The 22,429-nt window shown below is 40.3% G+C and carries 17 protein-coding genes; 8 read left to right on the top strand and 9 right to left on the bottom strand.

Going from position 1 to position 22,429, the window contains the following annotated elements; all coding sequences use genetic code 11:
• The coding region (locus tag P1K33_RS14980; protein ID WP_284653801.1) for an OmpA family protein at window positions 1-1,739 on the top strand (1,739 nt) is incomplete at its 5' end.
• A gap of 169 nt (window positions 1,740-1,908) precedes the next feature.
• Window positions 1,909-2,778 carry a pPIWI-associating nuclease domain-containing protein gene (locus P1K33_RS14975; protein WP_284653800.1) on the top strand — a complete coding sequence of 290 codons (870 nt, stop codon included), beginning with the start codon at window positions 1,909-1,911 and terminating at the stop codon, window positions 2,776-2,778.
• Between the two features lie 169 nt (window positions 2,779-2,947).
• On the opposite strand, the gene P1K33_RS14970 is transcribed toward P1K33_RS14975, so the two are convergent.
• Complete coding sequence (locus P1K33_RS14970; RefSeq protein ID WP_284653799.1) at window positions 2,948-6,172, bottom strand: reprolysin-like metallopeptidase; 3,225 nt, start codon at window positions 6,170-6,172, stop codon at window positions 2,948-2,950.
• Window positions 6,173-6,389: 217 nt separating this feature from the next.
• Here P1K33_RS14970 and P1K33_RS14965 point away from each other — a divergent pair, with 217 nt between their 5' ends.
• Window positions 6,390-7,505, top strand: a complete 1,116-nt coding sequence (locus P1K33_RS14965) for an NAD(P)/FAD-dependent oxidoreductase (RefSeq protein WP_284653798.1) — start codon at window positions 6,390-6,392, stop codon at window positions 7,503-7,505.
• Between the two features lie 3 nt (window positions 7,506-7,508).
• Entirely contained in the window at window positions 7,509-8,189 is a 681-nt protein-coding gene (mtgA, locus tag P1K33_RS14960) for a monofunctional biosynthetic peptidoglycan transglycosylase (RefSeq protein WP_284653797.1), read from the top strand.
• Window positions 8,190-8,240: 51 nt separating this feature from the next.
• On the opposite strand, the gene P1K33_RS14955 is transcribed toward mtgA, so the two are convergent.
• Entirely contained in the window at window positions 8,241-8,585 is a 345-nt protein-coding gene (locus P1K33_RS14955; protein ID WP_284653796.1) for a DoxX protein, read from the bottom strand.
• Window positions 8,586-8,768: 183 nt separating this feature from the next.
• On the opposite strand from P1K33_RS14955, the gene P1K33_RS14950 reads away from it, so the two are divergent.
• Window positions 8,769-9,572, top strand: coding sequence for a TIGR00266 family protein (locus P1K33_RS14950; RefSeq protein ID WP_284653795.1), 804 nt, complete (start codon window positions 8,769-8,771; stop codon window positions 9,570-9,572).
• Between the two features lie 27 nt (window positions 9,573-9,599).
• Here P1K33_RS14950 and P1K33_RS14945 read toward each other — a convergent pair whose 3' ends face one another.
• From P1K33_RS14945 to P1K33_RS14920, 6 genes are all read right to left on the bottom strand, one after another.
• Window positions 9,600-11,807: a TonB-dependent receptor gene (locus P1K33_RS14945; RefSeq protein ID WP_284653794.1), complete on the bottom strand. Its 2,208-nt coding sequence runs from the start codon at window positions 11,805-11,807 to the stop codon at window positions 9,600-9,602.
• A 58-nt stretch (window positions 11,808-11,865) separates the two neighbouring features.
• A complete protein-coding gene (locus P1K33_RS14940; RefSeq protein WP_284653793.1) occupies window positions 11,866-12,222 on the bottom strand; it encodes a hypothetical protein in 357 nt (118 codons plus the stop codon).
• A gap of 104 nt (window positions 12,223-12,326) precedes the next feature.
• A complete protein-coding gene (locus tag P1K33_RS14935) occupies window positions 12,327-13,316 on the bottom strand; it encodes an aspartate-semialdehyde dehydrogenase (RefSeq protein ID WP_284653792.1) in 990 nt (329 codons plus the stop codon).
• A 212-nt stretch (window positions 13,317-13,528) separates the two neighbouring features.
• Window positions 13,529-13,906, bottom strand: coding sequence for a large conductance mechanosensitive channel protein MscL (mscL, locus tag P1K33_RS14930; protein WP_284653791.1), 378 nt, complete (start codon window positions 13,904-13,906; stop codon window positions 13,529-13,531).
• Between the two features lie 73 nt (window positions 13,907-13,979).
• Window positions 13,980-16,424, bottom strand: a complete 2,445-nt coding sequence (locus P1K33_RS14925) for a bifunctional UDP-N-acetylmuramoyl-tripeptide:D-alanyl-D-alanine ligase/alanine racemase (RefSeq protein WP_284653790.1) — start codon at window positions 16,422-16,424, stop codon at window positions 13,980-13,982.
• A gap of 4 nt (window positions 16,425-16,428) precedes the next feature.
• Window positions 16,429-17,049, bottom strand: a complete 621-nt coding sequence (locus P1K33_RS14920) for a thymidine kinase (protein ID WP_284653789.1) — start codon at window positions 17,047-17,049, stop codon at window positions 16,429-16,431.
• Between the two features lie 199 nt (window positions 17,050-17,248).
• On the opposite strand from P1K33_RS14920, the gene P1K33_RS14915 reads away from it, so the two are divergent.
• Together P1K33_RS14915 and rsmI are read left to right on the top strand one after the other, a co-directional pair.
• Window positions 17,249-18,190 (top strand): DUF8457 domain-containing protein, encoded by a 942-nt coding sequence (locus tag P1K33_RS14915; RefSeq protein WP_284653788.1) that lies wholly within the window; start codon window positions 17,249-17,251, stop codon window positions 18,188-18,190.
• Window positions 18,191-18,901: a 16S rRNA (cytidine(1402)-2'-O)-methyltransferase gene (gene rsmI / locus P1K33_RS14910; RefSeq protein ID WP_284653787.1), complete on the top strand. Its 711-nt coding sequence runs from the start codon at window positions 18,191-18,193 to the stop codon at window positions 18,899-18,901.
• A gap of 64 nt (window positions 18,902-18,965) precedes the next feature.
• On the opposite strand, the gene ade is transcribed toward rsmI, so the two are convergent.
• Window positions 18,966-20,585 carry an adenine deaminase gene (gene ade, locus P1K33_RS14905; protein ID WP_284653786.1) on the bottom strand — a complete coding sequence of 540 codons (1,620 nt, stop codon included), beginning with the start codon at window positions 20,583-20,585 and terminating at the stop codon, window positions 18,966-18,968.
• 149 nt (window positions 20,586-20,734) lie between these two features.
• Between ade and recJ the strand changes: the two genes are divergently transcribed.
• Window positions 20,735-22,429: a single-stranded-DNA-specific exonuclease RecJ gene (recJ, locus tag P1K33_RS14900; RefSeq protein ID WP_284653785.1), complete on the top strand. Its 1,695-nt coding sequence runs from the start codon at window positions 20,735-20,737 to the stop codon at window positions 22,427-22,429.

The raw sequence follows: 22,429 nt of genomic DNA, 5'->3' as shown, positions 1-22,429 counted from the left end.
GACTTGTTGAGAACAACAAAGGGGATGCTTATGTGTACAAACAACTGGCCGATGCCTATTACAACATGTTCAACTCCACTGAAGCGGTTAAATGGTATGCCAGAGCAACCGAGACCACTGCCGATGCGGAGACTTACTATCGTTATGCCCAGATGCTAAAGGCCAACGGGAAATATGAGGAAGCCAACAAGCAGATGCAGAAGTTTGCAGCAGCAGCTCCAAATGACCAAAGAGCCAAAGCCTTTTTGGCCAACCCTAATTACGTTCCGAAATTATTGGACAAAGCCGATTTGTATACTGTGAAATCTTCGGATGTAAGCAGCGACAAGTCTGATTTCGGGGCAGTGCTTTATGACAACAGCCTGTATTTTGCCAGCGCCAGAAACGGAGCCAGAAAAACCTACGGTTGGACAGACGAGCCTTTCCTTGACATCTACAAAGCCGATTACAATACGGATGGCACCATTACCAATGCAGGTGTTGTAGCCTCATTGAACTCAAGATGGCATGATGGTCCTGTGACCATCAGTGCTGATGGGAATACGGCTTATTTTGCCAGTGAGAGTTACCAGGAAAAAGAGTTCGAGAAAGACAAAAAGAACAACGCCAGATTCTCTCAGGTATACCTGTTCAAAGCCACCAAAAATGGTGACACCTGGGATAACATCACCGATTTGCCATTAAACGCCAAAACCTATTCAAGCAGCAATCCAAGCTTGAGCAGAGATGGTAAAACCTTATACTTCTCTTCCAACAGACCGGGAAGTTTGGGTGGACTTGACATCTGGAAAGTAGCCATCAATGCGGATGGTACTTACGGAGAGCCTGAAAACTTAGGGCCAAAGGTAAACACCGAAGGCAACGAAAGCTTCCCATTCATTGCAGACGATAACAAAACATTGTACTTCGCCTCTGCAGGAAAACCGGGATTAGGAGGTTATGATGTTTTCAAGGCTGATTTAGCAGCCGGCAGTGAAGCGTCTAACTTAGGTGATCCTGTGAATACCGCCAAAGACGATTTCGCTTTCTCTTTCAATACCACTAAGAACATCGGATTCCTATCGAGTAATCGTGGCGGAAACGACGATATCCTGATTGTAAACCCAATTTGTGGTGTTGATGTTACCGTTGTGGTAACCAACGCTAAAACGGGTGCTATATTGTCTAATGCAAGTGTTTCTATCTTAGACGACAAGAAGAATGTTATCGCAACGGAATCTTCAAACGCCAGCGGTGAAGTGAAATACAGAGTGGAATGCGACAGACCTTATGTAATCCAGGCTTCCAAAGACGGATTTGAAGGCGGAACGTTTGCAGTAAACCCAAGCAAAGGGCCAACGGCGAAAGTAGACGCAGCCTTAAAACCAATCGAGGAGATTATCAAAATCAGCGAAGTGGTATTACAGCCAATCTATTTTGAATACGATAAGAGCAACATCACCCAGGCAGGAGCCTTTGAGTTAGACAAACTGGTTCAGGTGATGAAAAACAACCCGAAGATGATTGTTATGGCTAAAGCTCATACTGACAACAGAGGAACAGACAAATACAACGAAAGATTGTCTGACCGAAGAGCCAAATCAACCAGACAGTATATCATCTCTAAAGGTATTGATGCATCAAGAATCTCTGCCAAAGGAATGGGAGAATTGGAACCAAAAGTGGATTGTGGAGCCAACTGTACCGAAGAGCAACACGCTCAGAACAGACGTTCAGAATTCCTGATTGTAGCACAGTAATCACTCAACTACAACAAAATATAAAAACCCCCGAACAGCAATGTTCGGGGGTTTTGTTTTAGGGCTCTCGGGTATTTTGAGCAGAAATGTTTATATATTTGGTTTACAATAAACTGGCTTGCGATTATTTGTGATTTATATGCAATGCCAAACAATTCTCGTTGAAAAAATGAATCGATTTGACAATATACCGAAAATCCCAGGACTTGACCCAAAAATGCTAGAGCTTACAAAAATGGCTCAATCAATGAGCAGCCTTTCTAAAAACTTAGCTAACGTAGTCGGAATGCATCATGATGCAATCAAATCACTACCTGTTTTTGATATACCAAAATTTGTCTTTCCTAAAATTGATATTCCTGACTTTTCATTCATTAATTCTCAACTTTTAGAAAGCCTGACAAGTTTTACTCGAGTTGTAAAAAATCTAAATAATAATCCAGAAGTTCAATTTGCATTTATTAGTGACTTAGAAATACTAAACTTAAAATCTGCTGAAGAATTAAAAGCTTCTTTAACTTTCGATTTAGCTGATGAAGATATCGAAAAAAAAGAAAATCTACTAAACGAGAACCTACTTCCGTATTTAGAAAAACATGATTTAGATAGTCTTTGGATTGGTGCAAATAAAGCTTTAGAAGCAGAAAATAATCCTGACAGATTAAGACAGTGCTTGATATCATTAAGAACAATTTTGGAGTATCTTATTGATGAAAAGTTGGCTCCAATTGAGAAGCTAAAAGACTCTAAGATGTTTGAAGCTGAGTTCAAAAAGTATCATTTAGGAAAGAAGAAATTGGAATTTATTAAAATTAGACGAGAACAAAAAATAGAATATTTTACATCAAAATTTAAATTTGGTTTGCTAGAAGAATTTACTAAAAACGAAATTCAATATGTTTGTGATTGTTATTCAATATTGTGCAATATCCATCAACCAAATATTGGGATTACAGAAAACCAAGTAAGGAGTTTGAAAGTAAAAACTGGAATTACTATTTGGCTTTTAATATATTTATTTGAACTATTAGAAGATTAGGCACTGTATATAACAACGGTTTTTTACAATAGCTAGTTCAGTTTTCACCAGAATCATGGCGGATTTACTTCGTCAGTTCGCTATCGCTCGGTTCGCTCTTTAAATTCATTTAATAAAAAAACCACTCCTTTTTGAGAGTGGTTTTTTCAGTTAAACTATATTGGGTTAATTATTCCTTGATAAAGCGCTTGGTAGCTGTTGAAGTACCATTAGTCACTTCAATCAGGTAAGCACCCGCTTTTAGCGAACCAACATATACATTGTTGTTTTCTACTTTGCCTTTTCCTAATTCCTGACCCATCAGGTTGAAAATTCTAAACGTTGATGCAGTTTCCAGATTAGTAATGTTTAATACATCACCTTTTATCGGGTTTGGATATAAAGTGAAAGACAAACTTGTGGTCGTATTGATTTCGTCTTCAAATCTTGCACTGGCAGTAATGTTCACTGTATAATCTTCCACTTGACCATAAGTGAAGGTTTCACAGGCTGTTGGTACCGCATTGTATTTCATCGAAACACGCATTCTGGTGGAACCTAACAAAGCCGAAGCCGGGATAGTAATGCTTGCGGTTATCGGAGTGGTTTTGGTTCTGGTTCTCGTGTATACCGTTTCACCTGCATCTGAAAAATCCCCGTCTTGATTGTAGTCAATCCAAACGCCATAACCTTCGTTATAGGTTGAGCCAGTCCAGAAAGGTGTAATGGTAATGGTGTTAGCTGTTCCTCTGACTACGTTGGTAGAAATCGCTGTAAAGTTTTCATAACCAGCCGTTCCTGTTGAAGGATTATTGATGGTTCCGAATTGTACTCTTCCGATTCTTTCATCAGCCGTATTGTTTCCTTGTGAAGTACAGTAAGTTATTGCATTTGCCAATGTAGTTACATTTACTGTGTTGCTTGCCGGAGAAGCATTTCCTGCCGCATCTTTAGCGATTACATGGAAAGTATAAGCCGTTGAAGCTGTTAATCCTGTTACAGCCATTGTAGTTGAAGCTGTCGAAGCTTTAAATGAACCGTTTTGGTATACATCATAAGAAGTTACCGCAACGTTATCCGTAGCACCAGACCAAGATAAATTAGTCGAAGACGAAGTTGTTCCTGAAGCAGTTAATGTTGGTGCAGTCGGAGCTGTAGTATCCGGTGCCGGAGGTGTTGAAGTAGTTACGTTAACGGTATTACTTGCCGGAGAAACATTCCCTGCAGCGTCTTTAGCAATCACATAGAAACTATAGGCCGTTGAAGCAGTCAATCCGGTTACCGCTAAAGAAGTAGAAGCGGTAGAAGTCTTAAATGCACCATCCTGATACACATCATAACCTGTTACTGCGATATTATCTGTAGCACCCGACCAAGATAAGTTGGTTGAATTTTCAGTCGTTCCTGAAGCACTTAAAGTAGCCGCAGTTGGCGCTGTAGTATCGGGAGCCGAATTGGTAATCGTAAAGTTGGCATTAGATACGTCAAAGAAAATATGATTGGAACCTTTTACCATAATACGGTTGGTTGTTCCGGCTAAATTAGGAATGGTAACTGCCTGTGAACCGTCATTTGGCGTAGCCGCTAATAATACAGTTGGATAGGTAAATCCGCCGTCAGTTGATAATAAGATATCAACATTAGCACAGTTTACACCGTTAGCCGTTGTTCCAGCAACATTCCAGGTTACAGTTTGAGAGCTGTTTCCAGGATAAGAAACTGCTGTGTTTGGAGCGCTTACAGTAAACGGACCAGCAGTGGCGTTAACCGTAACAACCATATCATCGCTATTATTTGCAGGACCACCAGCTCTGTTATCGCGAACCGTTAATCTGAAATTCATTGTTCTGGCAACAGAAGGCACCGCTTCAACTGTAATTTCACTTCCGGCAGTAGTGGTTGCTCCGGCTAAAACCGATTGGATTCTAGGGAAATATCTAACCGGTGAAGTAGATGAGTTGTATGATCTGAAAGTCGGTCCCGAAGTTCTGGTCGCACTGGCAGCCGAACTGGCGCCTGTAGCCGTACTTGAAGCGTTGTCAAATTGTTCCCAGTTGTAAGTTAAAGCATCGCCATTGGCATCTGTAGCCGAACCGGTCAACATAAAAGGAGTGCTTTTTGGGATTGTATAATCAGCACCGGCAGAAGCTGTTGGAACAGCATTTCCTGTGGCGATGTTTACCGAACAAGTTTTAGCTTTGATGTTATTAGTTACTTGTTGGATACTTGCTGCGTGGAAAAAAGCATCAGAATGTGGTTGAATGTCTTGAGCTGTAATTCCGGCATATCCCATGATGGTTGAACCTGAACCCGGTTCCATATTCACGCCTGTTCCTTCATTGCTCATAGAGAAAGTGTGGTTGGCGCCCATTTGGTGGCCAATTTCATGCGCTACATAATCGATATCGAAATTATCTCCCATCGGAATTCCGTCTGCTGGAGAAGTGATTCCTTTTCCTTTTGAACCATTCACACAAATACAACCGATACAACCGGCATTTCCACCACCACCGGTAGCACCAAATAAGTGACCAATGTCATAATTAGCTTCGCCAATTACGGAGGTTAACGTTGACTGCAATTGGGCATTCCATTGTGACATGCTTGAAGCAGCAGAATATGGATCGGTAGAAGCATTGGTATAAATAACCAAATCAGTATTGGCAATGATGATTAATCGGGCGCCAAAATCTTTCTCAAAAACACCATTACATCTGGTGATAGAGTTGTTGATTGCCGCCAAAGCCAAAGCTTTTGTTCCGCCAAAGTAAGCCGTATACTCACCGGTACAGGACATTGCCAAACGGAATGTTCTCATCACTGCGTCATCGGCATTTGGTCTCAACATGCTGGCGTCATCAGTCATTTGTGGCGCTACTTCATCAATTACCTGACATTCAAAAGGCGTTAACGATGCTGCTTTGTCTACTTTTCTGTAAACCGCATAAGTCGTTAAATCCTGAGAAATCGGCTCAATAAATACCGCTGCTTTATCAGCATTCAACGTCATCGATTTGAATCCAAGTGGTGTAACACTGAAATAAGAAGTCGAGGTTGGATTATCAATCCCGATTCCGATATAAGACTTGATTTCAGGATAACGAGCCGCCAAAGCCGGATCTAAAGCTGAATTTTCGTAAATGCTGTATCTTTCTAAAACACCATTCTCATTCGGAATCGATAAAGTGACCGGAGACATTCTTACGCCGGCCGCTCTTTGAGGCGTATTAGCCAATGCATTTCGAAGTCCGTCAAGATTCAGTGTGAAAAGATTGTTTTCAGGCAATATCATTCTGCTTTCCAAAGGAATCATATCACTTTTCTTGGTAGTCGAATTCCAAAGCGAATTTCTGGTTTGGGAAAAAGCTACGCTACTGATTGTCAGTAAAGCAACCGTGAGTAATTTGTACTTCATAAATAGTATAAATTTGGTTAATTAGGCTTCAAAAATAAAATTAATTTTTGCACTATCACTAATAAAAACCGCAAAATTCTCAACAAATCGATAAACTACAACGTTATAGTAGTAAGAAATAGGTAAAAATTTAATTAAAAAAATAATAAATTCGAAAAAACTGACATAAATCATATCAGATAATTGTGAAAAAAAGTATTTTTAAAAAAAATTAGAAATGAATTTTAGCTACTGGGAACTCAAAAATTGGTTTACCGATATCGACTTCACGATTGTGGGAAGCGGCATTGTAGGTTTGCATTGTGCTTTGGCTTTGCGCGAAAGATTTCCAGAGAAGAAAATACTGGTTTTAGAAAGAGGAATTTTGCCTCAGGGCGCGAGTACCAAAAATGCCGGATTTGCTTGTTTTGGGAGTCTTTCCGAGATTTTGGACGACTTAAAAACGCACAGCGAAGAAGAAGTCATTCAATTGATTCAGAAGCGCTGGAACGGATTGCAGTTGCTTCGCAAAAACCTAACCGATAGCGCCATTGATTTCAAGCCTTTTGGCGGTTATGAATTGTTTCTCAATGATGATGAAAGCAGTTATAATGAGTGTTTGCAGAAGCTGCCTTTTGTCAATGAGATTCTAAAACCCATTTTCAGAAACGATGTGTTTGCCAAAGAAGTCGATCGCTTTGACTTTAAAGGCATACAGGAATATTTGATTTTTAACCCATACGAAGCGCAGATTGATACCGGAAAAATGATGAACGCTTTGCTGCAAAAAGCAGTGGCTAATAATATCATGATTTTGAATCAGGTGGAAGTGACTTCCTTTCAGGAAGGAAATGATAAAGTGGAAATCGCATTGGGGGATTTTATTTTTACGTCCAAAAAATTGCTGTTTGCCACCAATGGTTTTGCCGGAAAGCTAACCGACAACCAGGTGAAACCCGCCAGAGCACAGGTCTTGATTACCGAACCGATACCGAATTTGGATATCAAAGGCACTTTCCATCTCGATAAAGGATATTATTATTTTAGGAATATTGATGACCGGATTCTTTTTGGCGGCGGCCGAAATTTAGACTTCGAAGGAGAAACCACGACCGATTTGGGCCAAACCGAATTAATACAAAATCGTTTGGAAGAATTATTAAAAGAAGTAATTTTACCCGATACCGATTTCAAAATAGCCCATCGTTGGAGTGGCATTATGGGATTGGGTTCTAGCAAAAGACCGATTGTTGAACAGCTTTCCCAAAATGTCTATTGCGGCGTTCGCTTAGGCGGAATGGGCGTGGCCATTGGAAGTTTAATCGGTCAGGAATTAGCAGATTTAGTCAAATAAAGTATGATAAAGAAAATTTTTCGCTGGCTCAAAAAAGCATTTTTTTGGTTTTTAGGGCTTTCCATATTCACGGTAATTATTTTCAAATGGGTGGCCATTCCGATTACACCTTTGATGATCACCCGTGCCATTGAAAATAAAATCGATGGAAACGACGCCGTGCTGAGTCACGATTGGGTTCCGTTAGAGGAAATTTCACCCAACCTCCAAAAAGCCGTAATTGCCAGCGAAGACGGAAATTTTCTCAAACACAGTGGTTTCGATTTTAAAGCGATGCAAAAAGCATTCAAAAACAATCAAAAAGGCAGAAGGCTAAAAGGAGGCAGTACCATTTCACAACAAACCGCCAAGAATGTTTTTTTGTGGCAAGGCAGAAGTTATATCCGTAAAGCATTGGAAGCCTATTTTACAGTTCTCATCGAATTGATTTGGGGCAAAGAACGCATCATGGAAGTGTATCTCAACAGCATTGAAATGGGGAATGGCGTTTATGGCGCTGAAGAAGCTGCGCGGGTTTGGTATCGAAAAAACGCAGCCGATTTAACCAAAAGGGAAGCGGCAGGCATCGCTGCCATTTTGCCAAATCCGAGAAAATTCAAAGCTTCTAATTCTTCGTCCTATATCGAACGCAGAAAAGACAGGATCATGCGCAATATGCGGCATATAGGAAAAATAGAATATTAAAAAAGCCGACTGGAAACAGTCGGCTTTTTCGTTTAAAATATTCAAAATCTTTTAGTAAAAAAGCGGTTTGTATTGTGGCCAATGTTTATAGATCAAAATCGCATTGAATAATAAAATGACCAAAGCCACAGGCAATCCTGAAATGGCTAAAAACAGATGAAACAACAAAATGTTAATAGAAATCGGAGCCAATAATACCAATCCAAAAGCCACCCATTTTTTTAACAATAGCATGAGTCCGATAAATACTTCTAAAAAACCAACAGCAGAAAAGATATAGCCGGGCAACCCTGACGGTGCATCCATAGGAATGAAATTGAATAACTTGTTGGCGCCAAAAATAACCAATGTCAATCCTAAAGCTATGCGGATAATTTTGGTAAACATCGAATTCATAAGCAGATAGGTTTTAGATTAGTAATAATGTAAAAATAACATTAAATCGTTATAAGTATTGCATTAAAAAAACCAATTTATTAACATATTATCGGTATTTATCAATATTGTTTGAATTTTAATCGATGGATGTAACATTTTTGAAATAACTTTACTAATCAGTACAACTAAAAAATACAAACTATGCAAGCTCATGAAATAGATTACCACATTTATGGTGAAGAAATGCAATACGTAGAAATAGAACTCGATCCTCAGGAAATTGTCATCGCCGAAGCAGGCAGTTTTATGATGATGGACAACGGAATCAAGATGGAAACCATTTTTGGAGACGGTTCACAGCAACAATCCTCAGGTTTGTTTGACAAATTACTCTCCGCCGGAAAACGCGTATTGACCGGAGAAAGCCTTTTTATGACCGCTTATATCAATCAAAATAATACCAAAAGCAAGGCTTGTTTTGCTTCACCTTATCCGGGAAAAATTCTCCCGATAGATTTAACCCAATTCGGAGGGAAATTCATTTGCCAAAAGGATTCTTTTCTTTGTGCCGCCAAAGGTGTAGCAGTTGGGATCGAGTTTTCTAAAAAATTAGGACGTGGCCTTTTTGGTGGTGAAGGTTTCATTATGCAAAAAATCGAAGGCGATGGCATGGCTTTTGTCCACAGCGGCGGAACTTTGGCCAAGAAAGAATTGGCTTCAGGAGAAGTGCTAAAAGTCGATACCGGTTGCCTCGTTGGATTTACCAAAGATGTCGATTATGATATCGAATTTATCGGCGGCATCAAGAATTCCCTTTTTGGTGGCGAAGGTTTGTTTTTCGCAACACTTCGCGGACCTGGAACGGTTTACGTACAATCGCTACCTTTTAGCCGATTGGCGGACCGAATTATTGCTTCGGCACCCAGAAGTGGCGGCAGCGGCAGAGAAGAAGGAAGTCTGCTTGGAGGTTTAGGTAGAATGATAGACGGAGATAATAGATTCTAAAATAAAATGCCCCAACCGGGGCATTTTTTATATCATAAAATTGATTCCCAAAACAATATTCCGACCTATATTCGGAATGCCATCCGATTTTAATCTCGACAGATGCGAAACATAGGTTTTGTCAAAAACATTATTGGCATTCAGGTTCAGGTTGAAAACCGATTTGAATATGGTCATTTTTCCGCCCAAACTCAAATTTACCAAAGTGTAATCATTGGTTTTGGTTTCAAATTCTCCGGCATTGTTTTGTGCAAAAGTGCTTTCGATATTAATGGTGGCAAATCCTTCTTTCCACCAGTTTTTGACCGCAAATTCGCCACGGAAAGTGTTGTTCCATTTGTTCGCCGGAATCAAAGGCAAATTATCGCCATTGTCTTTTTCACCGGTTACGGTTTCAAAACTGCTGTACAAGTGCAGCCAGTCCAAAGGATGCGGATGGAAGTGAATTCCGGCTTCGCCACCATACAATCGAGCATTGGCTTGAACATAATCATACACATTATTGCCATCAATCACGTTGCCATTGGGTGAAATAAAAATGTAATCATTGATGTGGTTGTAAAATCCGTTGGCAAACAATTCAAAGTGCGAACTTTTGTATTCCAGATTCAAATCGGTTTGGAAATTCTGTTCGTTTTTCAGATTGGCGTTTCCAATTTCGTAGCGGTTGCTGCCTTCATGCACACCATTTGAAGTCAATTCAGCCAAATTCGGTGCACGGAAACCCGAAGCCAGATTCAAACGCAACGTAAAGTCTTCGGCCAAATTGGTTTTGTAGCCCAAAGATGCATTAAAGCTGTCAAAGCTTTTGTCAATCGCTTCAAAGTAACCTTCTTCTCCGACAATGCCGTGATTTTCCGTCGTAACATTTCGGTTGTCAAAACGCAATCCGGCCTGGATTACATTTTTTCCCCATTCGTAATTGGCAGTTCCAAAAATCCCAAAGTCATTCGTTACCGCATCGGGAATTAATAATTCCTCACCGGAGTTGGTGTTCGTTTGATGCATTCCCTGAACGCCAACAATGGTTTCAATCTTCCCGAATTTGGGCAAATAATATTTCACATCATAGTTCAGCGTTTTCAATTTCATGTGCAAAACCGCGAGATCAGAATCTTCAAATTCGCTTCGGTCATTGAAAATATAACCCAAATCGGCATCCATTTTTGAATTTTTGAAATAGAACGTATTGTGTAAACTCAAGATATGGTTGTCAACGCCTTGTTTTGGATACAAAGTGGAATGAGAAGTTGATTGTTCAGCGATGCCTTCTTCCGGAATGCCCAAATCCAATTGGTTGAAATTATAACGCAGTACACTCGAAAAACTCGAATTGCTGTAACCGATTCCGGCCTTCAAATCGGATTCATTAAAACGCGTATTGGTCACACGGTCGCCATCGGAAATTTGATAATCGCCATGGGTATTATAGCTACCGCGGACTAAGAATTTCCAATGTTCGGTAGAAGTTTTCAAACCCAAAGTGGAATTACTCCCTAAAGTATTCGAAAAAAACCTTTGACCAAAATCGACTTTGAAGTCACCGGCATTGGCAAATTTCTCCGGATTGAAATACAACACGCCGCCCAAAGCATCCGAACCATAAAGCAATGACGCCGGACCTTTGATCACTTCCACACTTTCTACACCGGCATCATTCAAGCCTAAGCCGTGTTCTTCGCCAAACTGTTGGTTTTCCAAACGAACACCTTGCGAATACACCAGAACACGATTCCCGCTCAACCCGCGAATCACCGGTTTCCCAATAGAAGTTCCGGTAGAAACTTGTGACACGCCGGGTATAGTGGCCAAACCTTCGATAAGTGTAGCAGCGCCTTTTTGCTGTAGTGCTTTTAAACTTTGATGCTCGACTTTCATCACATTTTGGGATTGCAATTTGTTAAAAGCAGTCGAAACAATCACTTCATCCATGTGTGTGATGCTTTCTTCCAAAGTAATATTGAACGCTGTTTCCTTCTCGGCAATAGTAACCGAAATGGTTTGTGTAGTATAGCCAATAAAGGAAAAAACGATTTTGAAATTTCCGGTTGGCAAATTATTCAAGGTATAATTCCCGCTGTCATTGGTAATGGTTTCCTTGTGAATTTCCGGGATGGAAACAATGACATTGGATAACGGTTTGTTGTCTTTGTCGGAAACCGTTCCGCTTATTTTATTTTGGGCCGAAGCCACGAGTGATAATCCTAAAGTCAGGATTAGATATAATGATTTCATATATGTTGTTTTATTGTAAATGGATATTGGCCAAAAGTGATTTTGGCTTAAAAACTATTTATACAATAAAAGTCGGCGGCGCCCGAAGCGCAAAGAGTGAGCCTCGGAATTTTTGGGTAATTTCTTTGGAATAGAAAACAGAATAAGAAGTTGGCGTTTCTGTTTTTTGGAATCCGAAAGATATAATTGGCGTTGGAGTATAACTGCTAAAGGCAAATTCGCAGACAAAACATTTCTCCATTCCATCATGACCGTGAGTGATTTCGGTTTTGTGGCCGTGGGAAACATGATGGCATTTTTTTTCTGAAAATTGCTTGACCAAATGCTCAAAAGAGTGAATCGACTGAAAGAATATTGCGAACAATATCATCAGTCCCATCAACGCATTGGTAAAAAGCAACTTTCTTTTCATCATCGCAAAGGTAAAGTATTGCAAAACAAAATCCGCCCGATTTTAACAAACTTTAGGATTTGTAAAACCGGACGGACCTTTTTTGTCACTCTCGCGAATGCGGGAGTCTACACTAAATTATTGGCTACTAAATATTCCGCAATCTGAATCGTGTTGGTTGCTGCACCTTTTCTTAAGTTGTCAGCCACAATCCACATGTTCAATGAGTTGGCCTGGCTTTCGTCACGACGAATTCTGCCTACAAACACATCGTCTTTTCCTTGTGCGTATAACGGCATCGGATAAGTGTAAGTATCAGTATTGTCCTGAACGGTTACACCGTCTGTATGGTGAAGAATGTTTCGCACTTCGTTTACATCAAAATCGTTGGAAAATTCCACATTTACGGCTTCACTGTGACCGCCAACCACCGGAATTCTAATCGCTGTAGCAGTTACCGCAATCGATTTGTCCCCAATGATTTTTTGGGTTTCGCGAACCAATTTCATTTCTTCTTTGGTGTAATCGTTCTCCTCAAAAATGTCGCATTGTGGAATGGCATTGCGGTGGATTTGGTACTTATACGCCATGTCACCTTGTACGCCGGCATATTCATTTTCCAATTGTTGAACGGCTTTTACACCGGTTCCGGTAATGGATTGGTATGTAGAAACAACGACACGTTTGATGTTGTATTTTTTATGTAAAGGAGCCAAAACCATTACCATTTGAATGGTTGAACAGTTTGGATTGGCTATGATTTTGTCTGCTGAAGTTAATTCAGAAGCATTGATTTCAGGAACAACTAATTTTTTGGTCGGATCCATTCTCCATGCCGATGAATTGTCGATAACGGTTGTTCCCGCTTCAGCAAATTTTGGTGCCCAGGCTAAAGAAGTTTCGCCACCTGCTGAAAATAACGCGATGTCTGCTTTCATGTCTACTGCTGTCTGTAAACCAACTACCTTATATTTCTTACCCTTAAACTCAATTTCCTTACCAACAGATTTCTCAGAAGCTACCGGAATTAATTCGGTTACGGGAAAATTTCTTTCCGCCAATACTTGAAGCATCACTTCGCCAACCATACCGGTTGCGCCTACAACAGCAATTTTCATTTTATTAATTTTTAAAGGTTTAAATTTTCAAAGCACAAAAGTATATAGAAAATTGCTTCTACCTCAGTTTTTAGTATAAAAATTACGGAATTCAGAAAGAGGAATTGGTTTTCTTTGGTTTTCAGAATCAGCATTTTAAATCGGCCCAGAAAGAAAAGAAAAACCGCCCCAATTAAGGAGCGGTTTAATGAGAATATATAAATGTAGCGGTATTATTTTTTCAATAAATCTCTGATTTGAGTTAGCAATTCTTCCTGAGATGGACCGGCAGGAGCTGCAGGAGCCGCTTCTTCTTTTTTCTTCATGCTGTTAAGTGCTTTTACCATGATGAAGATAACAAAGGCTATAACTAAGAAACTAATCACAGCCGCCAGGAACTTCCCGTAAAGGATTCCACTATCAGTTTTTAAATCAGCTAAGTTTTCAACCTGAGCTGCTTTTAAGGCCGGATTTAATAAAGCAGGAGTAATTACATCCGATACTAATGAGTTTACAATTGCACCAAATGCTGCTCCAATAATAACTCCGACAGCTAAATCCATTGCATTTCCTTTTGCGATGAATTCTTTAAATTCTGACATCATTCCCATAATTTATTTGTTTTAATTGGTTAATAGTGAGACTAAATTAATTAAAAAAATATCAAGTTTGATTTTTTTATGGCTATTCCCTGAAAAATACGCGTTTTACTCTTTGGGAAATACTGGTCAAAATTTCGTATGGAATCGTATTCAATTGCTTGGCGATAAAGTTCACTGATGGGTTTTCACCAAAAATAATGACCGAATTACCTTCTTTGCAATCAATGTCGGTTACATCCACCATCAACATGTCCATGCAGACACTACCGATTATTTTTGCGTGTTTGTTTTGGATGGTTACATAGCCTACACCATTGCCCCAACTTCTGCGGATGCCATCGGCATAGCCAATTGGAATAGTGGCCACTTTGGTTTCTCTTTCTGCTGTAAATCTTCTGCCATAGCCTACACTTTCGCCCTGGCCAATCGTTCTGATTTGGGAAATGACGGATTTTAAAGTACCAACATTTTCCAGGTATTTTTGCTCTTCCTCATCGTTGGAAACACCATACAGTCCAATGCCTAAGCGAACCATATCGTATTGTGCATCGGGATAATTACTGATGCCGGATGTATTTAATAAATGGCGGATTGGTTTGATTTTTAATTCGGATATCAATAGCGATGATAGTTTTTCAAACAAGGCAATTTGGGATTTGGCAAAAGCATCGTGTTTCAAATCATCACTGGTTGCCATATGCGACAACACGCTTTTAATCTGGACCGCTTCGTTGCCTTTTAGGATATCAATCAATTCACCCAAATTATCTTCCTGAAATCCCAAACGGTGCATTCCGGTATCGATTTTGAGGTGAATTGGGAAGTTTTTTAATTTCTTTTGTTCGGCAATTTTCAAAAAAGCTTTCAAGCCTTTAATCGAATAAATTTCGGGTTCCAACTGATGCTGAATAATAGCAGGGAAACTCGTTGTTTCAGGATTCATCACCATAATCGGAACGGTAATCCCCGAACCTTTAAGCGAAATGCCTTCGTCGGCGAAAGCCACACCGAGATAATCGACTTTGTGGTGTTCCAATAATTTGGCAATCTCAAATCCACCGTTACCATAGCCAAAAGCCTTGACCATGACCATCATTTTGGTTTTGGGTGCCAATTTCGATTTGAAGAAATTCAGGTTGTGGCTGACCGCGTTGAGGTTAATTTCCAATACGGTTTCGTGTGTTTTCTCTTCGAGCATTGAGACGATTTCTTCAAAATGAAAATCACGCGCTCCTTTAATCAGTATGGTTTCGTTTTCAAAATTCAGGCTGTCGAACGCCTTCGAAAATTCGTCAACATTTTTAAAAGTAACACTGTTGATGAATTTGTTTTTATACTGCGAAATGGTTTCTCCAATGCCAATCACACGGGTAATTTTATTCGAAATAATCAATTGCGAAACCTGTGAATATAGTTCTTCATTATTCAGTCCGCTTTGGAAAATATCGGAAAGTATAATCGTTTTCTTTTTGTGTTGTTTTTGGTGTTCCAAAAAGTCGAGTGCTATTTTCAAAGACTGGAAATCGGAACTGTAACTGTCGTCGATTAGTGTACAATTGTAAATGCCGTTTTTGACTTTCAGGCGCATTTCCACCGGATACAACTGTGCCATTCTGGTTTGGATAACTTTGTGGTTGTAACCAAAATAAAGCATCACCATCATACAGTGAATCGCATTTTCTACCGAAGCCTGGTCCTGAAACGGAATGATAATCGGGAATGTGTCTTCGCGGTACGTGACTTGTAATTCGGTTAAGTCACCGATATTTTTCTTGGTAATATACACATCGGCACTTTTGTCGTCTGAACACCAACAGAAGGTTTTAATCTTTGGATTAACGAAGGCAATGATGGTTTTGTTTTTGTTCAAAATCAGAACATTTACCGAGGTAAACAGCTTTAATTTCTCTTTTATTTTTTCGGCAACGCTTGGAAAACCTTCATCGTGCGCCGAACCGATATTAGACAAAATCCCAATTGTCGGGCGGATTATTTTCTGGAGTTTCTCCATTTCGTTCATCTTCGAAATCCCGGCTTCAAAAATCCCGAGGTTGTGTTTTTCATTGATGCCTAAAATCGACAACGGAACGCCAACCTGTGAGTTATAACTCTTTGGGCTGCGGATGATATTGTAATCTGGACTCAAAAGGAAATTCAGCCATTCCTTGATGATGGTTTTGCCATTGCTTCCCGTGATTCCGATAATTGGAAACTCGAACAAACTTCGGTAATAAGCCGCTAATTTCTGCAACGCATCGACTGTATTGTCAACGACTAAAAAATCAGCTTTTCCGTTTACTCTTTCCGGTATATTGGTCACCACAAAATGCTGAACACCTTTTCCAATGAGTTCTTCAATATAGGCGTGGCCATCATTATTGGGTCCGGTAATCGCAAAAAACAAAGTGTTTTCGCCATTTTGCAACGAGCGACTGTCAATGGAAATCGCGTCAATAAGGGCTACATCATTTTGGCCGATCCAATTGGCCTTGATGATGGGGATGATATTTCGTAGGGTTAGTGTCAAAGGGTTATTCTTCTTTAGAGAGATTTTCGGCGTCTTTTACCACCATGTTTTCACGCATGGCATTGAAATAAGCAGCCCTGCTCAAGGGTTCGTATTCTTCGGTTTCACCGAGCATGACCAATTTGTCATTGTCATTTTTTCGGAAACTGTAATGCGCTAAATTCCCGGTTCGGGTACAAACGGCGTGCACTTTGGTTACATATTCTGCCGTGGCCATCAGCGCCGGCATCGGACCAAAAGGATTGCCTTTAAAATCCATGTCCAAACCAGCCACGATGACGCGAATGCCGGAGTTGGCCAAATCATTGCAAACCGCTATGATTTCGTCATCAAAAAACTGGGCTTCGTCAATACCAACTACATCACAGCCTTGCGCCAAAATTCGGATATTGGCAGCGGCCGGAACGGGAGTCGAACGGATTTCGTTTTTATTGTGGGAAACCACCATTTCTTCATCGTAGCGTGTATCGATGGAAGGTTTGAAAATTTCGACCTTTTGTTTGGCAAATTGAGCCCTTTTTAATCGGCGGATGAGTTCTTCTGTTTTACCCGAAAACATCGATCCGCAGATGACTTCAATCCAACCAAATTGTTCTTTATGATTTACTGTATTTTCGAGAAACATTTTGTATTTTTCTTGCGCTAAAAATGAATAGTTTTTATTACTTTGTAACGAAAACAAACCGACATCATTTTTTTCTATTTTTACGTCGATTCAAATGTAGAAAAATTTTAATTAAGGTGACTTCTTCCCAAGGTTAAATAAATTGAACGGAAGAAAATTAACAAAAAATACAAGCGTATTCCATATAATTTCAAAACACATGAAAAAAAGATTAGAGTCAGAATTAATCAGCATTGCACACCGAATTTTAAAACTAAAAAACAAATCGGAGGTTGATCAACTGTATAAAGAAACCCAAAAATTATACGAAACACTGACCGTTTTAAAGTTTTACCAGGACAATTTTGAATCGGTAAAAGATGATGTTGAAACTGCGGTTTTGGAAGAGAAATTAGCACAACATTTGGAGGATGAAACGCCAAAAGAAGTAGTTTTTGAGGTAAAACCGACTGAAGAACCTGTGGCTGAAGTTGTGGCTGAAGCTGAACCGGAGACTGAAGAAGCGGAAGACACAAGCGATAATGAACCTGAAGAGGAAAACATCGTTTCAGAAGAAGCAGAAGAAGAGGTCGAGCCTGTTTTGGAAGAAGAACCGGAAGAAGAGGTTGTAACTGAAACCGAGGAAGAAGAACCTGTTTTCAAACCTATTTTTGAACTGGGTGACGATGATGATGAGGAAGACGACCCGAGCGATAGCGAACTGGCGAAGCAAACCGCTTCAGAACTGAAACCGGAAACCAAACATGTTGCCTTAGAGGATTTGTTGGGCGAGAATTATGTGGATCCTGTTTTTGTAAAGCCTAATGAAGTATCGCTTTTTTCAACTGAAACTCCAGCGGAAACGAGAGAAGAAATCAGAACGGCATTGCCTGTAGACGAACCTAAAACAACTTCATTAAACACCACTTTTTCAAAGACTATTGAAATCGGGCTCAATGACAGAGTGGCTTTTGTCAATAATCTTTTTAGCGGAAGCAACGAAGATTTTAACCGCGTACTGTCACAATTGAATACGTTTGATGATTTGGAAGAAGCCAAAAACTTTTTGAACGAAATGGTCATTCCCGACTATAATTACTGGGTTGGTAAAGAAGAATATATCGAGCGCTTTATGGAAGTTGTGGAGAAAAAATTCGCTTAAATGTCCAAACTATACATTGTTCCTACGCCTATCGGCAACTTAGAAGACATGACTTTCAGAGCGATAAAAGTTTTGAAGGAAGTTGATTTGATTTTGGCGGAAGACACACGCACCAGCGGAAAACTCCTCAAACATTTCGAGATTACAACGCACATGCACAGTCATCATATGTACAACGAACACAAAACCGTGGAGAATTTGGTGAAGCGTTTGCAGGCCGGAGAATCGATTGCCTTGATTAGCGATGCCGGAACGCCCGCGATTTCGGACCCCGGATTTTTGCTGACACGCGCTTGTGTGGAGAATCATATTGAAGTCGATTGTTTGCCCGGTGCTACCGCATTTGTACCGGCGTTGGTCAACAGTGGTTTGCCCAATGACCGATTCGTCTTCGAAGGCTTTTTACCCGAAAAAAAAGGCAGGCAAACAAGATATGTGGCGTTAGCCGAAGAAAGCAGAACGATGATTTTTTATGTGTCGCCACACAAATTGGTCAAAACGTTAACCGAATTTGTACAGTATTTTGGCGCTGACCGACCGGTTTCGGTTTCCAGGGAATTATCCAAGCTACACGAAGAAACCATTCGCGGAACTGCCGCTGAGGTCTTGAAACACTTTGAAACCAAACCACCCAAAGGAGAAATCGTGGCTGTGGTTGGTGGAAAAATTTCACTAAAAGACCCGAGGCAAAGCCGAACTGAGCGTAGCTAAAAAAGAGAATAGAATATAGAAAATAGACTTTCCGAATTGTCTTTTCTATATTCTATGTGCTTTTTCAAACTTCCAAATCCACAAAAGAAAAACTGTTTCCACTGAACAAACCCTTATCCGATAATTTCAAATCGGGAATCACCAATAACGCCATAAACGAAAGCGTCATAAACGGGGCTTTTAAACTACTGCCTAAATCTTTTGCCATTGCGTCAATTTCCTGGTACAAACGTCCGGCTTCCCAACCGTTTTGGTCACTCATGATGCCGGCCACGGGCAAAGCCAACGATTTTTTATCGGAGCCGTTTACGGCACAGATTCCACCAGTGTTTTGGATGATGAGGTTTACCGCACTCAAAATTTCTTCATCGGAAGCGCCAACGACCACGATATTATGGCAGTCGTGTGCTACCGAACTCGCAATCGCGCCTTTTTTTAGTCCAAAATTTTTGATAAAAGCGACAGCCGGCGGTGCGTTTTCATAACGATTCACCACGGCCATTTTCAGGATGTCATTTTCGGTATCAGATACCAGCTTTCCATTTTGTAAAAAGGAACTATGATGAATTTCATTGGTAATCAATTGGCCTTCCAAAGCTTCGATGACACGTATGGTTTTGGCTGAAGAAGAAATCTCAAAATCGCTTAAAACTTTGGCTGAGGTATTAAAATTATTGGGTTTGCCAAATTCGACATGTGGCACAAATGACTGACCGTTTTCGGCCACCAATTCGCCATTGATATACGTTTGTTTCACATTGAAATGAATCAAATCTTCCACGACTATAAAATCCGCAGCATCATTGGGTTTTAATAAGCCAACTTCCATTTTATAATGTTTCACCGGATTGATGCAGGCGACCTGCAGGATTTTGAAAATATCGACGCCTTTAGCCACAGCGCGGGCGCAAAGTTGGTTGATGTGTCCCAAAATCAAATCGTCCGGATGTTTGTCATCCGAACAGAACATCATGTTTTCGTAATTTTCGGGTAGCAAATCGATTAAGGCTTCAAAGTTTTTGGCAGCGCTGCCTTCACGGATAATAACTTTCATCCCAAGCGATAATTTCTCGGCGGCTTCGTCATGGGTAAAACATTCATGGTCGGTTGTGATTCCGGCAGCAATGTATTTTTTAATCGGTTCGCCGCGCAATCCCGGCGCATGGCCGTCAACGGGTTTGTTGAAATGTTTGGCCCAGGCAATTTTCTTCATGACTTCTGCATCGTCAAACAAAACGCCTGGATAATTCATCATTTCAGACAAATAATAAATATCGGGCAACGCCATGAGTTCTTTGATTTGCTCCGAATCAATCACGGCACCGGCCGTTTCAAAAAACGTAGCAGGAACACAAGATGGCGCGCCAAAATGAAACTTCAACGGTACTTTTTTGCCATTGTCAATCATATAATGCACACCGGCTTTCCCGAGTACGTTGGCAATCTCATGCGGATCGGAAATGGTGCCAACCGTTCCATGCAAAACGGCAATTTTAGCAAATTCAGAAGGCACAAGCATCGAGCTTTCGATGTGAATATGCGCATCAATAAATCCGGGAAGAATGTAGTTTTTGACATCGTGATTTTTCTCCGTAACGGAAACAATCTTTCCATTGGCAACAGTTACTTCACCCGAATAAATTCTTTTGTTTTCGATATCGACAATCTGACCTTGAATCTGCATTTTATTTACTTTTATAATTCAAATGTAGCGAATATTATTTTGGTTTTTATTTATAAAATGTACACAAAAACTACAGCATATCTTGTTGTTCTTTTCCTATTTTTGTTGAATATACTTCGTAATTCCTAATTTTCAATTCGTAATTCATAATGCGCTGGACACTTAAACCCAAACCCGATTCCAAAAAAGTAAAAGCTTTGGCTACTGAATTAAAAGTGGACGAATTGATTGCGACGCTTTTGGTGCAAAGAGGCATTGAAACTTATGCCGAGGCACGACAGTTTTTCCGTCCGAGTCTGGAAGATTTGCACAATCCATATCTGATGAAAGACATGGACAAAGCAGTTTCCCGAATTGAAACAGCGATTGCCAATGGAGAAAATATTTTGGTTTTTGGAGATTATGATGTCGATGGAACCACAGCGGTTTCGCTGATGTCGAGTTATCTCAAAAGTTATTATCCCAATGTCGCGACTTATATTCCTGATCGTTATGATGAAGGTTATGGGATTTCGTATAAAGGCATCGACTATGCTGACGACAACGGTTGTTCGCTGATTATTGCTTTGGATTGCGGCATCAAATCGATTGACCATGTGGCTTACGCCAAAAACAAAAACATCGATTTTATCATTTGTGATCACCATCGCCCGGGTGAATTTTTACCCGAAGCCGTGGCCGTTCTCGATCCCAAAAGAGAAGATTGTGATTATCCTTATGACGAATTGTGTGGTTGTGGCGTAGGGTTTAAATTGATTCAGGCTTTGGCACAAAACAGAAACCAAACGATTGAAGATTTGGTTCCTTATTTAGATTTGGTGGCCACCGCCATTGCTGCCGATATAGTTCCGATTACGGGTGAAAACCGGACCTTGGCTAAGTTTGGTTTGGAAGTCATCAACGCCAATCCGCGTCCGGGAATTAAGGCTTTGGTTCAGAATATAAAGAAAAAAGTCTTGACGATTACCGATGTCGTTTTTATCATTGCGCCAAGAATCAACGCGGCAGGAAGAATCAAGCACGGCAATGAAGCAGTGGCTTTGCTAACGGAATACGATTTAGACCAAGCTGAGATTTTCGCCTCTGAAATTGAACAGCATAACAGTGACCGAAAAGATTTGGACAAGCAAATTACTACTGAAGCCTTAGATCAAATAGAGATAAACCAGGAAACGGATAAATTCACTACCGTGGTTTATGACAAAAATTGGCATAAAGGGGTAATAGGCATTGTCGCGTCGCGGTTGACGGAAACGTATTATCGCCCGACGATTGTTTTTACCAAAAGTGGCGATAAATTGGCAGCATCAGCCCGTTCGGTAAAAAATTTTGATATTTACAATGCACTCGAAGCTTGTGCGCAACATTTGGAACAATTTGGCGGACATATGTATGCTGCCGGAATGACATTGAAAGAAGAAAATTATGCCGCGTTTAAGGAAGCTTTTGAGAGAAAAGTAGAAGAAACGATTCATCCCGATTTATTGACGCCTGAAATCTGTGTCGATGCCGAAATCAACCTCATCGACATCAATGAAAAACTGATTCGGATTTTGAACCAGTTTGAACCTTTTGGGCCACAAAATATGACACCGGTCTTTATGACAAAAGGGTTAAAAGATACCGGCTACGCCAAAGGGATTGGTGCTGATGAAGCCCATTTGAAATTATTTGTCAAACAAAATAATTCAGATGGTTTTGGGGCTATTGGTTTTGGATTAGGAAAGAAATTAGATTTGGTCAAAAATCAAAACCTGTTTGATGCTGTGTATTGCATTGATGAGAATGAATTCAACGGCACTATTACGGTACAGCTGCGGTTGAAGGATTTGAAAAAGCAATAG

Source organism: Flavobacterium terrisoli (assembly GCF_030167905.1).
Lineage (GTDB): Bacteria > Bacteroidota > Bacteroidia > Flavobacteriales > Flavobacteriaceae > Flavobacterium > Flavobacterium terrisoli.
This window is presented reverse-complemented; position numbering and strand designations above follow the sequence as displayed.

Bases quoted from the DNA above. Each gene is read 5' to 3' on its own strand.
- recJ (WP_284653785.1), top strand. From the start codon at position 20,735: ATGCGCTGGACACTTAAACCCAAACCCGATTCCAAAAAAGTAAAAGCT.
- rsmI (WP_284653787.1), top strand. From the start codon at position 18,191: ATGTCCAAACTATACATTGTTCCTACGCCTATCGGCAACTTAGAAGAC.
- P1K33_RS14950 (WP_284653795.1), top strand. From the start codon at position 8,769: ATGCAAGCTCATGAAATAGATTACCACATTTATGGTGAAGAAATGCAA.
- mtgA (WP_284653797.1), top strand. From the start codon at position 7,509: ATGATAAAGAAAATTTTTCGCTGGCTCAAAAAAGCATTTTTTTGGTTT.
- P1K33_RS14975 (WP_284653800.1), top strand. From the start codon at position 1,909: ATGAATCGATTTGACAATATACCGAAAATCCCAGGACTTGACCCAAAA.
- P1K33_RS14945 (WP_284653794.1), bottom strand. From the start codon at position 11,807: ATGAAATCATTATATCTAATCCTGACTTTAGGATTATCACTCGTGGCT.
- P1K33_RS14935 (WP_284653792.1), bottom strand. From the start codon at position 13,316: ATGAAAATTGCTGTTGTAGGCGCAACCGGTATGGTTGGCGAAGTGATG.
- P1K33_RS14940 (WP_284653793.1), bottom strand. From the start codon at position 12,222: ATGATGAAAAGAAAGTTGCTTTTTACCAATGCGTTGATGGGACTGATG.
- P1K33_RS14915 (WP_284653788.1), top strand. From the start codon at position 17,249: ATGAAAAAAAGATTAGAGTCAGAATTAATCAGCATTGCACACCGAATT.
- P1K33_RS14965 (WP_284653798.1), top strand. From the start codon at position 6,390: ATGAATTTTAGCTACTGGGAACTCAAAAATTGGTTTACCGATATCGAC.
- ade (WP_284653786.1), bottom strand. From the start codon at position 20,585: ATGCAGATTCAAGGTCAGATTGTCGATATCGAAAACAAAAGAATTTAT.
- P1K33_RS14955 (WP_284653796.1), bottom strand. From the start codon at position 8,585: ATGAATTCGATGTTTACCAAAATTATCCGCATAGCTTTAGGATTGACA.
- mscL (WP_284653791.1), bottom strand. From the start codon at position 13,906: ATGGGAATGATGTCAGAATTTAAAGAATTCATCGCAAAAGGAAATGCA.
- P1K33_RS14970 (WP_284653799.1), bottom strand. From the start codon at position 6,172: ATGAAGTACAAATTACTCACGGTTGCTTTACTGACAATCAGTAGCGTA.
- P1K33_RS14920 (WP_284653789.1), bottom strand. From the start codon at position 17,049: ATGTTTCTCGAAAATACAGTAAATCATAAAGAACAATTTGGTTGGATT.